We start from the raw sequence: 13,014 nt of genomic DNA on the forward strand, positions 1-13,014 counted from the left end.
GTGCCCGCCATGAAACAACGACTCAACCTGTCCGAGTGGGCGCTCAAGCACCAGGCGCTGGTGCTGTACCTGATGATCACCCTGATGCTGGCCGGCGCCTGGGCCTATACCCAGCTGGGGCAGAAGGAAGACCCGTCGTTCACCTTCAAGGCGATGATGGTCAAGGTGGTGTGGCCCGGCGCCAGCGCCAGCGAGATGGAACAGCAGGTCACCGACAAGCTGGAACAGAAGCTGCAGGAGCTGGACGGGCTGGAATACGTCAAGAGCTTCACCAAGCCCGGTGAGGCGCAGCTGCTGCTCAACCTGCGCGAAGGCATCGCGCCGGACAAGGTGCCGGAGCAGTGGTACCAGGTGCGCAAGAAGCTCGGCGACATCCGCCAGAACCTGCCCGCCGACCTCAAAGGCCCGTTCTTCAACGACGAATTCGGCGACACCTTCGGCAACATCCTCGCCTTCACCGGCGACGGCTTCAGCGCCGAGGAGCTGCGCCGCTACGCCGACCGCACGCGCCAGGAAGTGCTGCGCCTGCCCGACGTCGGCAAGGTCGACATCGTCGGCGAACAGCCGGAGCGCCTCTACGTCGACCTCTCCACCAGCCGGCTCGCCACGCTGGGGCTCGACACCCGCACCGTCTGGAACGCACTGACCGAGCAGAACGCGGTGACGCCGGCCGGGGTGTTCGAGACCGCCGGCGAACGCATCTGGGTGCGCCCGAGCGGCGCCTACGGCACGCTGGAGGCGGTGCGCAATACCCCGATCACGGTGAACGGCCAGAGCTTCCGCCTCGCCGACATCGCCACCGTGCACCGCGCCTTCGTCACCCCACCCGGCTTCAGCATGCGCTTCAACGGCAAACCGGCGCTGGGGCTCGCCATCAGTATGAAGGACGGTGGCGACGTGCTGCGCCTGGGACGCGACCTCGACCAGTTGCTGGCACGCGTCAAGGCGTCGCTGCCGCTCGGCGTCGAGATCGCGCCGGTGTCGGACCAGCCCAAGGTGGTGGGGCACTCGATCAGCGAGTTCATGCATTCGCTGATCGAGGCGGTGGTCATCGTGCTGGCGGTGAGCTTCTTCAGCCTGGGCTGGCGCTCGGGCGTGGTGGTGGCGCTGTCGATCCCGCTGGTGCTGGCGATGACCTTCCTCGCCATGTACTTCTTCAACATCGACCTGCAGCGCATCTCGCTGGGTTCGCTGATCATCGCGCTGGGCCTGCTGGTGGACGACGCCATCATCGCGGTGGAGATGATGGCGCTGAAACTGGAACAGGGCTGGAACCGCTACCAGGCGGCCACCTTCGCCTACACCAGCACCGCCTTCCCGATGCTCACCGGCACGCTGATCACCGCCGCCACCTTCCTACCGGTGGGGCTGGCCAAGTCCAACGCCGGCGAATACGTGTTCAGCCTGTTCGCCGTGGTCGGGCTGGCGCTGGTGCTGTCGTGGGTGGTGGCGGTGATCTTCACCCCCTACCTCGGCTTCAAGTTGCTGCCGACGTTCAAGGCCGAGGGAGAGCACGCCGACGTCTACCACAAGCCGTTCTACCGGCGCTTTCGCAGCGTGCTGGAATGGTGTCTCGACCACCGCAAGAGCGTGATCGCCGCCACGCTGGCGCTGTTTCTGCTGTCGCTGGGGGCGTTCAGGTTGTTCGTGCCGCAGCAGTTCTTCCCCTCCTCCAACCGCGTGGAACTGCTGGTCGACCTGTGGCTGCCGCAGGGCGCCAGCTACCAGGCCACCGAGCGCGAGACGAAGAAGCTGGAGGCGATGTTCGCCCATCACCCCGGCGTCGACAGCATCACCAGCTACGTCGGCGGCGGCTCGCCGCGCTTCTACCTGCCGCTCGACCAGCAGATGCCGCACCTCAACTACGCCCAGCTGATGGTGATGACCCGGGACGAGAAGGTGCGCGAAACGGTCAAGCGCGACCTGGAGCGCGCCTTCGACAGCGACTTCCCCGCGCTGCGCGGACGCGTGATCCGGCTGGAAAACGGGCCGCCGGTAGGCTATCCGGTACAGTATCGGGTGATGGGCGAACGCCACGAGGAAGTGAAACGCATCGCCGCGCGGCTGGAAGCGCTGCTGCGCAGCCAGCCCGGCACGCGCCAGGTCAACAACGACTGGGGCGAGCAGATCAAGTCGCTGCGCCTGGTGATCGACCAGGACCGCGCCCGCGCCCTCGGCGTGTCGACCCAGAGCCTGGGCCGGCAACTGCAGCTGTTGATTTCCGGCGCCGCCGTGACCGAGTTGCGCGAGGGCGACCGCACCATCACCGTCGAGGCGCGCCTCAACCCGGCCGAGAAGACCGACGTCGCCGGCCTGGGCAACCTGATGGTGCAGGCCGCGAACGGGCGCTTCGTCCCGGTATCGCAGCTGGCACGCATCGAGTACCAGCCGGAGGAGAGCATCATCTGGCGCCGCAACCGGCTGCCGACGGTGACGGTACGCGCCGACACCGCCGACGGCGTGCAGGCGGCGGACGTGGTGCAGGCGCTGGCTCCCCGTCTCAAGCAGCTGGAAGCCACGCTGCCGCTGGGCTATCACATCGAGATGGGGGGCTCGGTCGAATCCAGCGTGAAATCGCAGCAGGCCATCGCCAAGGTGGCGCCGCTGATGATCGTGGTGGTGCTGACCCTGCTGATGTTGCAGCTGCAGAGTTTCCAGCGCACGCTGATGGTGGTGCTCACCGCGCCGCTCGGCATGATCGGCGTGACGCTGACGCTGATCGCCTTCCGTGCCCCGTTCGGCTTCGTGGCGATGCTGGGAGTGATCGCGCTGTCGGGCATGATCATGCGCAACTCGGTTATTCTGGTGGACCAGATCGAGCATGACATCGGCGAGGGCATCGAGCGCTGGGAGGCCGTGGTCGGTTCCACCTTGCGCCGCTTCCGCCCCATCATGCTGACCGCGCTGGCGGCGATCCTGGCGATGATTCCGCTGACGCGCAGCACCTTCTGGGGGCCGATGGCGGTGGCGATCATGGGTGGGCTGCTGGTGGCCACGGTGCTGACCCTGCTGTTCCTGCCCGCACTGTACGCGCAGTGGTTCAAGGTGCAGCGCTCAGCGCCGCGTGCGCAGGACCACGTCGCGCGCGCCACGGCGGAGGCGCCCGGCACAGCACCGCAGCCGGCAGGCGCCGAGGCATGACGAGCATGGCACGCCTCGGCCGGGAAGCCGCCCGCCACGCCGCTACCGGCACGGCGGCCCCGAAGCAGAACGACATCATCCGGAACAGGCTCCGGCAACAGCCTTTGACGAGAACAGCAATGACATCACGTATCCGTACCCTGACCGCTCTGCTGATCGCCGCCGCGGCGCTGCCGGCCCAGGCCTTCGACCTGATGGAGGCCTGGCAGCAGGCCCGCGGCTACGACGCGTCCTTCGCCGCCGCCGGCTACGACCGCGACGCCGGCCACGAAAAAGCGCCACAGGGCCGTGCCGGGCTGCTGCCGCAGGTGGCGCTGAGCGCCGACTACAGCCGCACCAACCTGATCCAGCCCTCCGTCGCCGGCGGCAATTTCACCACGCACGGCGTCGGCGTGCAGCTGACGCAGCCCGTGTTCGACGTCAGCAAGTACACCGGCTACCAGAAGGGCAAGACCAGCAGCGCCCTGGCCGACACCCGCTTCGCCGCCAGCGAGCAGCAGCTGATCGTCGACGTGGCGCAAGCCTACTTCAACGTGCTGCTGGCGCAGGACACGCTGGCCTCCACCCAGGCCACCAAGAAGGCCTTCGCCAGCCAGCTGGAGCAGGCCAAGACCGCGTTCGAGGTCGGCACCGCCACCATCACCGACACCCACGAGGCGCAGGCCGGCTACGACGGCGCGGTGGCGCAGGAAATCCTGGCCGAGAGCGATCTCGAGATCAAGCGCAACGCCCTGCGGCGTCTCACCGGGCTCGAGCCGCTCGCGGTGCAGGCCGTCACGCCGGCGCTGCCGCTGGATCAGCCGACCAACGTCGATCTCGACGGCTGGATCGCCCAGGCGCTGGCCAATAACCTCGACATCAAGGCACAGGAGCAGAACCTGGCGCTGGCCAGCCAGGATCTGACCGAGAAGCGCGGGCAGCGCCTGCCGGTGGTGTCGCTCACCGCCGGCTACAAGGACAACACCGACAACAGCACCCTCCCCGCGCACACCCGTGCCTCCTCGGTCGGGCTGCAGCTGACGCTGCCGCTGTACGCCGGCGGCGGCATCAACTCGCGGGTGCGCGAGGCGGCGGCCAACGAGAACAGCGCCAAGGACAAGCTGGAAGCGACGCGCCGCCAGGTGCGCGAGCAGGTGCGCCAGGCCTATCTGGGCGTCACCAGCGGGGCGGCCCTGGTCAAGGCGCAGCAGCAGTTGCTGGTCTCGGCCAAGAGCAAGCTCGACTCCACCCGGCTCGGCAAGGAGGTCGGCGTGCGCACCAACCTCGATCTGCTGCAGGCCGAGCAGGAGTACTACAACGACCAGACCCAGCTGGCCAAGGCACGCTACAACTACCTGCTCGCCAAGCTGCAGCTGGCGCAGGCCGCCGGCCAGCTGGGGCCGCAGCAACTGGCCGAGGTCAACGCCTACATCGTGCGCTGAGCCTCACAGTCCCTGGCGCAGCGTGCCGCGGGGTGAGCGGGCGGTGCGCCGGCGCCGGTACAGCGCGATGCCCCGCTTTGTTTAGCACCGCCAGGCACGGTGGCCGGTCCTGCCTTTCGCCACAGCCTGCGTGCCTGCACCGTGGCACGATTCGAGCACCGCCCGACCGGCTTGGCTCAGGCCCCGACTTCTTCCTGTCGAAACAAACGCTTACGCTCCTCAGCACACCCTCCGGCCGGCTCCCTCCGGCCGGTTTTCTTTGGCGGCAGCGCAACACTCGCGCCGTCCTGCCGTTTAATTTATTAAGTACAACGTAGCTTTTTAATAAACACCCGTCTAGAATTTGCTCAACCCGTGCTGCTCGCCGGGCCCAGACCGATTCAGCAGAGCGGCCCACGACGACGGCGCACGCCGCTGTCGCCGCAGGGCCCCCGGCATGGACCCGTAGAGACCACCCCACTCAGCCCGACACACAGGCACAGAACACAGGAGAGACCTCATGAGCAACCAACAACTGCAGCAACGCAAAGCCGCCGCCACTCCGCGCGGTGTCGGCGTGATGTGCGGCTTCTACGCCGAACGCGCCAAGAACGCCGAGCTGTGGGACGTGGAAGGCAACCGCTACATCGATTTCGCCGGCGGCATCGGCGTCCTGAATACCGGTCACCTTCACGACAAGGTGCAGGCTGCCGTGGCCGAACAGTTGAACAAGTTCAGCCACACCTGCTACCAGGTTGTCCCCTATGAGCTCTACGTCGAGGTGGCCGAGCAACTCAACGCCCTGACCCCGGGCGACTACGCCAAGAAGACCGCGTTCTTCTCCACCGGCGCCGAAGCCGTGGAAAACGCCATCAAGGTGGCGCGCGCCGCCACCGGGCGCTCCGGCGTGATCGCCTTCGGCGGCGGCTTCCACGGCCGCACCATGATGGGCATGGCGCTGACCGGCAAGGTCGCTCCGTACAAGATCGGCTTCGGTCCGTTCCCGGCCGACATTTACCACGGTCTCTACCCGAATGCGCTGCACGGCGTGTCGATCGCCGATTCGCTGACCAGCCTCGAGCGTCTGTTCAAGTACGACATCGAGCCGTCGCGCGTCGCCGCCATCATCTTCGAACCGGTCCAGGGCGAAGGCGGCTTCGTGCCGGCCCCGGCCGAGTGGGTGAAAGCCCTGCGCGCGCTGTGCGACCAGCACGGTATCCTGCTGATCGCCGACGAGGTGCAGGCCGGCTTCGCCCGTACCGGCAAGCTGTTCGCGATGGAACACTTCGGCGTGGCGCCGGACCTGATGACGCTGGCCAAGTCGCTGGCCGGCGGCTTCCCGCTGGCCGCGCTGGTGGGCAAGGCCGAACTGATGGATGCCCTGGCCCCGGGCGGCCTCGGTGGCACCTACGCCGGCAGCCCGCTGGCGCTGGCTGCGGCCAAGGCCGTGATCGGCGTGATCCAGGAAGAAAAGCTGCTGGAGCGCGCCAACCGTCTGGGCGAGGAACTGAAGGAAAAACTGCACGGTCTGAAACAGGCCGTGCCGCAGATCGCCGAAGTGCGTGGTCTGGGTGCGATGATCGCCGTCGAATTCAACAAGCCGGGCAGCCACGAGCCGGATGCCGAGTTCACCAAGAAGGTGCAGCAGAAGGCGCTGGAATCCGGCCTGATCCTGCTGACCTGCGGCACCTACGCCAACGTGGTACGTTTCCTGTTCCCGCTGACCATCGAGGACAGCGTATTCCAGGAAGCGCTGGCCAAGCTCGACGCCGCCCTGCGCGCCTGAGCCGCCCTGCCCTTCGGCCAACCTGTCCAGGTTGGCCGAAGCGTCCCGCACACGGAGAACATGATGCTGAACCTGAAAGACCCGTCGCTGCTCAAGCAGCAGTGCTACCTCAACGGTGAGTGGCTGGACGCCGACAACGGCGAGACCATCCCGGTCACTAACCCCGCCACCGGCGAGATCATCGCCCACGTGCCGAAAATGGGCCGCGCCGAAGCCGAGCGCGCCGTGGCCGGCGCTGCCGAAGCGTTCAAGAGCTGGAAGAAGAAGTCGGCCAAGGAGCGCGCCAACCTGCTGCGCAAGTGGTTCGACCTGATGATGGCCAACCAGGAAGACCTCGGCGTCATTTTGACCGCCGAACAGGGCAAGCCGCTGGCCGAGGCCAAGGGCGAAATCGCCTACGGCGCCAGCTACATCGAGTGGTACGCCGAAGAAGCCAAGCGCATCTACGGCGACACCATCCCGTCCACCGGCGCCGACAAGCGCATCCTGGTGACCAAAGAGCCGATCGGCGTCACCGCCGCGATCACGCCGTGGAACTTCCCCAACGCCATGATCACGCGCAAGGCCGCTCCGGCCATGGCCGCCGGCTGCCCGATGGTGGTGCGCCCGGCCAGCCAGACGCCGCTGTCGGCGCTGGCCATCGCCGAACTGGCGCACCGCGCCGGCATCCCGGCAGGCGTGTTCTCGGTGATCACCGGCGGCTCCAGCGAAATCGGCGCCGTGCTGACCGGCTCCGACACGGTGAAGAAATTCTCCTTCACCGGCTCCACCGAAGTGGGCCGCAAGCTGATCGCGCAGTGTGCCGACACCGTGAAGAAAGTGTCGATGGAACTGGGCGGCAACGCGCCGTTCATCGTGTTCGACGACGCCGACCTCGACGCCGCGGTCGAAGGCGCGATGATTTCCAAGTACCGCAACGCCGGCCAGACCTGCGTCTGCGCCAACCGCATCCTGGTGCAGGACGGGGTGTACGACGCCTTCGCCGAGAAATTCGCCGCCGCCGTCGCCAAGCTGCAGGTGGGTAACGGCCTGGAAGCCGGCGTGACGCAAGGCCCGATGATCGACCTGAACGCGGTGGCCAAGGTGGAAGAGCACATCGCCGACGCGCTGGCCAAGGGCGGCAAGCTGGTCACCGGCGGCAAGCGCCACGCCCTGGGCCACAGCTTCTTCGAGCCGACCGTGATCACCGGCGTGACGCCGCAGATGAAGGTCGCCAAGGAAGAAACCTTCGGCCCGCTGGCGCCGCTGTTCCGCTTCAAGACCGAAGAAGAAGCGATCCAGATGGCCAACGACACCGAGTTCGGCCTGGCCTCGTACTTCTATGCGCGCGACATCGGCCGCATCTTCCGCGTCTCCGAAGGCCTGGAGTACGGCATGGTCGCGGTCAACAGCGGCATCCTCTCCAACGAGGCCGCGCCGTTCGGTGGCGTGAAGCAATCCGGCCTGGGCCGCGAGGGCTCCAAGTACGGCATCGAAGACTATCTGGAAATCAAGTATGTGCTGCTGGGCGGTATCGACCGCTGATGAATTTGTAAGACCCTGTCAGGTGTGAAGCGAATTAGGGCCGGCTGAGACCGGCCCCTTTTTTTGCCGCTTGGCCGAACGACAGGCTTCGGCCAACCTTGGCGGCAACGCCCGGTCTCAGTGCAGCCGCGCCACCCGCTCCGACAGCGGAATCCCTGCTTCCTTGAGGCAGGAGGCCAGGTCGTGGAACGACAGCTCGCGGTCCGGCGCCACATCCGGCACCAGCATCCACGGCGTATGGGCCAGGACCTCCTCGCTGCCTTTCAGCTTGAGGCCGACATCGTAGCCCTGCAGCTCGGGCTGATACTCCGCCACGGCTTCCAGCTCCTGCAGACCGCCATGGCCCGCCGCCACCAACGCCACCGTCATGCCCAGGCGCTTGCGGTTCCAGGCCTGCACCCCGGCGGACAGCGCCTCCCACCATGGCAACGGCGTGAACAGCTCGGCCTCGCCGTACTCCATCTCGCTGGCGATGGCCTGTTGCACCACCGGCATGGTCAGCTCCAGCGCCTTGCGGCCGAGCTGACGCACGCGCTCCACGGTCAGCACGCCGCGCTCGACGATGAACGGAATCCACGCCAGTACCAGCTGCGGCTGCTGGGTCTTGCGCGCAGCCTCGAAGGTGGCGCGCGCCGGCTCCGGCTCGACCGGGGCGAAATCGCAGCCGCTGTCCATCACCGGCGCCAGGTGCACCAGGTTCTGGCAGGAGCGCTCGTTGAGCATGTCGAGCGTGAAGAGGGTCGGCGACACCCACAGGATGGCCTGCGACGGCACGTCCAGCGCATCCGCCAACACCCCCTCGATGCGCTCCAGCAGCGGGAAGTGCCACCACACCCCGCCCTGCGCGCGCGAAAACGCCAGCGGCAGCGCCCACAGTTCGAACGACACGCTGCTGCCGTCCTGGCGCACCACCTCCGGGAAGGCGATGCAGTCGCGCGCGGTATCGACCAGCAGCTGGCGCGCCGGCACCTCGCCCTGCAACGCCAGCTGGGCCTCAGTGAACACGGCCTGGTCGCCGCCCGCCAACGCCATCTGCACGTCGGCGGAGAGCTGCACCCGGCGCACCGGGTCGACCACCGCGGCCTGGGCGGTTTCGGCCAGCGAACGGATCGCGCGCGCGCGCTCGGCCGGCGGCAGCGGCTCGCTCGGCCCGACCCGCATCTCGCGCGCCTTCGGCCCCATGTCGCGCTCGTTGTAGACCTGCTGCAGGCGCTGATAGACCGTCATCGCCTCGTCGCAGATGGACTGCAGGCGGGCGGCGCTGGGCACCTCGTCGCGGAAGGAAAAATCGAACAGCCTGAAGCCGCTGTTGCAGACGTAATGGGTCAGCTGCTCCTCGTCGTCGAACAGCACGGCACTGGCGAACTCGGTGCTGTCGCGGCCGGCGAACGGCGTCACGTCGTTGCCGACCAGGCGGCAGACGAAGGCGGGCGATCCGGTGTGGACCACGTACTCCCATGGCTCCAGTCCGGCCTCGTCCACGGCGTCGCCGAAAATGAAACGGCTGGGCGGCTGCGGCTCGCCCTTGATGCGGGCATTGCGGGGATGGGGTTTCATCGGTCTCTACATCGATCAGCGGAATAAACGTTGTATTTTACTCCGAGCCGAGCCAGCGGTGAAACCTATCGACCTCTCCAGCCCGCTCGCTCAGCGCGCCGTTCCCGCCACCACCAGCGCCGCCATCCGTGCCGCTCCGGCGTCGCCGCTCGCCGCCAGCCCGGCGGCCACGCCCGCCCGGTTGGCCGCGGCTTGGTTCTGGCTCGCCTTCCATTTGCCTTCCAGCCGACTGACGACGATCTCGATGCCGACCACCGCCGCCAACAGCTTGTCGATGTAGTCGGCCGGGGCATCGCTCAACTGCCAGGGCGACGCCATGCCGGCTTCGTGCTCGGCCGTCAGCAGCGTCAGCTTTTCGCGCAGCCAGTCCCGGTCGTCGATCACGCGCAGCCGACCGTAGGCGTGCACCGCGACGTAGTTCCAGGTCGGCACCGCCTTGCCGTCCGTGCGCTTGCTCGGATACCAGCCCGGCGACACATAGGCGTCGGGGCCGTGGAAGACCACCAGTGCCTCGCACTCCCCCGTGACGTTGCGCCACAAGGGGTTGGCGCGCGCGACATGGCCGCGCAGGCAGCCCGACGGGGCCGGATCGGGCGACCACAGCAGCGGGATGTGGTTAGCCTCGAGCCCCGCCGCCGTCGACGCAACCAGCGTGGCCAACGGAGCCATGCGCATCAGCTCGTGCATGGCCTCCGTGCTCGGGGCCTCGAAATGTTTGGGCAGGTACATCTCACGCCTCCCGGCTATCCAGCTTGAAACGCAGGTGCTGCCGCACCGCCGGCCACTCCTGGTCGATGATCGAGAACACCACGGTGTCGCGGTAAACGCCGTCGCCCAGCAGCTGGTGATTGCGCAGGATGCCATCCTGCTTGGCCCCGAGCCGGGCGATCGCCGCACGCGACGCCTGGTTCATCCAGCTGGTACGAAACTCCACCGCGATGCAGCCCAGCGCATCGAAGGCATGCGCGAGCAGCATCAACTTGCACTCGGTATTGATCGCCGTGCGCTGCGCGCTCTGCGCGTACCAGGTCGAACCGATCTCGACGCGCCGCCGTTCCTGTTCGACATTCATGAAGGTGGTCATGCCGCACAGCTCGCCGCTGTCGAGTCGGCGTACCGCGAACGGCAGCATGCTGCCCTGCTCCCACAGCGTCAGACGGCGCTCGATCTCGGCGCGCATGCCGTCCGGGGTCGGGATCGCGGTATACCACAAACGCCACAACTCCCCGTCGCGGACCGCTGCCGCCAGACCATCATGGTGCTCCAGCGTCAGCGGCTCCAGCCGGGCGTACCGTCCATTCAAGGTGATCGGCTCACAGAACCTCATTGCATGCTCCCTTCAACCACGTATCAAAGCGCTTCATGGCTCCACCCTCAGCATGAGCAGGCCGCCGGACCGCTCGGCCCGGCTTGCCGGGTCAGCTCGCCGGTCACGGTCGCATAGCCGTCGCGCTTCCACCAATCGACACCGCCGATCAGTTCGCGCACCGGGAACCCCAGCTCCGCCAGCTTCAGCGCCCCCTTGGTCGACGCGTTGCAGCCGATGCCGTCGCAGAACGTCACCAGCAGGCGGTCGCGCGGCAGACCCGCGGTGCTCTCCGCCGTCATCAGCCGATGCGGCCGGCTGAGCGCACCGGGCAGGGTCTCGCGGGCATAGGCATCGGCCGAGCGGGCGTCGATCAGCAACAGCGGTTCGCCACGCTCCAGCATGGCGTAGACATCGGCCGAATCGATCTCGTAGGCCAGCTTGGCCGCATAAAACGCACACGGATCCATCAGCATCTCGGACTCCTCTTCCCAGAGTGGACATGGAGTCAGGCTACAGGCAAAGTCATCCCGTCAAAAGAACCACTTTGTTATCGATGAAGGAACCACCTTGAGCAGCGATTGGATCGTCGACGCCCTGCAGCAAGTCCTCCAACGCGAGGGCAGCGCAGCGCTGCACCGCCAGCTCTATCATCAGCTGCGCGACTGGATCCGCCAGGGACGCCTATCGGGCGGCAGCACCCTGCCGGCCTCGCGCCAGCTGGCACGCGAGCTGCGACTGGGGCGCAACACCGTGCTCGCGGCCTACGACCAGCTGCAGGCCGAAGGCTACCTGGAGAGCCGGCACGGCTCGGGCACCTACATCTCGGATGTCTTCACCGGGCGCGACTCACCGTCACCCGCGGCAGAAGCCCGCCTGCCCGGCCTCAGCCAGCGCGGCGAGCAACTGAGTCGCCACAGCAATCTGCCGCAAGGCGTGCTCGGCGCCTTCGCACCGGGCGTCCCGGCACTGGACGCCTTCCCCCAGCAGCAATGGCAACGTCTGTTGTCGCGCCACAACAAGCAGCCCTGCCTCGACTGGCTCGGCTACTGCCACGATGGCGGGCTGCCGGCGCTGCGCGAGGTGCTGTGCGATTACCTGCGCCAGTCACGCTCGGTACTGTGCCGTCCGGAACAGATCGTGATCACTCAGGGCGCCCAGCAGGCATTGGAACTGTGCGCCCGCCTGCTGGCCGATCCGGGTGACACGGTCTGGCTGGAAGAGCCCGGTTACGCCGGGGCGCAGGCGGCGATGACCGCCGCCGGCCTCGACATCGTGCCGGTTCCGGTCGACGCAGAAGGATTGAACCCGGCCCTGGCCCCTCCCGCGCGCGCTCCACGGCTGATCTATGCCACCCCGTCGCACCAATACCCCAGTGGCGTGGTGATGACGCTGGGACGGCGCCTGGAGTTACTGAAGTTGGCCGAAGCCCACCGCAGCTGGATCGTCGAGGACGACTACGACAGCGAATTCCGCTACCACTCGCAGCCGCTCGCCTCACTGCAGGGGCTGGCCAACGGTGGTGCCGTAATCTATCTTGGCACCTTCAGCAAGGTCATGTATCCCGGCCTGCGCCTGGGATATCTAGTTCTGCCGGAAGCCCTGATCGATCCGTTCCGCGCCAGCTACGCCCGCTTATACCGAGAAGGACATTACGCCATACAGGCGGCACTGGCCGACTTCATCGCCGAAGGCCACTTTGCGCGCCACATCCGGCGCATGCGCGAGCTCTACCAGATCCGCCAGACACTGCTGCGCGAAACACTGCACCAGCGCCTGGGTGAACAGCTGCCGCTCTCCCCCGGCGAGGCCGGCATGCACCTGGTCGCCAGCCTGCCGGATACGGTGAACGAGCAGCAGCTGAGCGCCGTCGCCGCGCGCGAAAGACTATGGCTGCGTCCGCTCGCCCGGCATTTCTGGGGACCGGCCACACGGCGGGGACTGGTACTGGGATACGCCGGGGTGCCGGAAGCCGAGTTGTGCCGTGCAGCACGACGGATGGCGGAATTGTTCGAACAGGAAATGCAGCACCAAGGCCGGTGATCCGGCCTTTTTTCTTGCCGTCTGCGGAGAGGCGGGGGAAGGTGCACGCGGTGGAGGACGCATTCCGCCGGTGCAAAGCAAAAAGCCCAGCTCGGATGAGCTGGGCTTTTGTAAGGGGAGTCTGGCGGTGTCCTACTTTCACACGGCAATGCCGCACTATCATCGGCGCTAAGGCGTTTCACGGTCCTGTTCGGGATGGGAAGGGGTGGGACCACCTCGCTAAGGCCGCCAGACATAAACTGTCAACAAACTGGAAG

General features: G+C 67.1%; 9 protein-coding genes and 1 rRNA gene. 5 read left to right on the forward strand and 5 right to left on the reverse strand.

What is annotated here, in order from left to right:
- Nucleotides 1–9: 9 nt before the first annotated feature.
- From ABKF58_RS02955 to gabD, 4 genes are all read left to right on the forward strand, one after another.
- Nucleotides 10–3,141 (forward strand): efflux RND transporter permease subunit, encoded by a 3,132-nt coding sequence (locus ABKF58_RS02955; protein ID WP_482583320.1) that lies wholly within the window; start codon nt 10–12, stop codon nt 3,139–3,141.
- 119 nt (nt 3,142–3,260) lie between these two features.
- On the forward strand, nt 3,261–4,562 hold the full coding sequence (locus ABKF58_RS02960; protein WP_482583321.1) for a TolC family outer membrane protein: 1,302 nt from the start codon (nt 3,261–3,263) through the stop codon (nt 4,560–4,562).
- A 499-nt stretch (nt 4,563–5,061) separates the two neighbouring features.
- On the forward strand, nt 5,062–6,327 hold the full coding sequence (gene gabT / locus ABKF58_RS02965) for a 4-aminobutyrate--2-oxoglutarate transaminase (protein WP_482583322.1): 1,266 nt from the start codon (nt 5,062–5,064) through the stop codon (nt 6,325–6,327).
- Between the two features lie 63 nt (nt 6,328–6,390).
- The gene (gene gabD, locus ABKF58_RS02970) at nt 6,391–7,851 is read left to right on the forward strand and encodes an NADP-dependent succinate-semialdehyde dehydrogenase (protein WP_008955629.1); all 1,461 of its coding nucleotides are present in this window, start codon (nt 6,391–6,393) and stop codon (nt 7,849–7,851) included.
- A 117-nt stretch (nt 7,852–7,968) separates the two neighbouring features.
- Here gabD and ABKF58_RS02975 read toward each other — a convergent pair whose 3' ends face one another.
- From ABKF58_RS02975 to ABKF58_RS02990, 4 genes are all read right to left on the reverse strand, one after another.
- Nucleotides 7,969–9,408 carry a hypothetical protein gene (locus tag ABKF58_RS02975; RefSeq protein WP_482583323.1) on the reverse strand — a complete coding sequence of 480 codons (1,440 nt, stop codon included), beginning with the start codon at nt 9,406–9,408 and terminating at the stop codon, nt 7,969–7,971.
- Nucleotides 9,409–9,498: 90 nt separating this feature from the next.
- Entirely contained in the window at nt 9,499–10,137 is a 639-nt protein-coding gene (locus ABKF58_RS02980; RefSeq protein WP_482583324.1) for an FMN-binding negative transcriptional regulator, read from the reverse strand.
- A gap of 1 nt (nt 10,138) precedes the next feature.
- Nucleotides 10,139–10,735: a GNAT family N-acetyltransferase gene (locus tag ABKF58_RS02985; RefSeq protein WP_482583325.1), complete on the reverse strand. Its 597-nt coding sequence runs from the start codon at nt 10,733–10,735 to the stop codon at nt 10,139–10,141.
- 47 nt (nt 10,736–10,782) lie between these two features.
- Entirely contained in the window at nt 10,783–11,190 is a 408-nt protein-coding gene (locus tag ABKF58_RS02990; protein WP_482583326.1) for a rhodanese-like domain-containing protein, read from the reverse strand.
- A gap of 94 nt (nt 11,191–11,284) precedes the next feature.
- Between ABKF58_RS02990 and pdxR the strand changes: the two genes are divergently transcribed.
- Nucleotides 11,285–12,757, forward strand: coding sequence for a MocR-like pyridoxine biosynthesis transcription factor PdxR (gene pdxR / locus ABKF58_RS02995; protein ID WP_482583327.1), 1,473 nt, complete (start codon nt 11,285–11,287; stop codon nt 12,755–12,757).
- Nucleotides 12,758–12,876: 119 nt separating this feature from the next.
- Here the strand turns inward: pdxR and rrf are convergent.
- Nucleotides 12,877–12,990: ribosomal RNA gene (gene rrf, locus ABKF58_RS03000) — 5S ribosomal RNA — on the reverse strand.
- Nucleotides 12,991–13,014 lie beyond the last annotated feature (24 nt).

It is taken from the genome of Pseudogulbenkiania sp. AW2-16 (assembly GCF_056824575.1).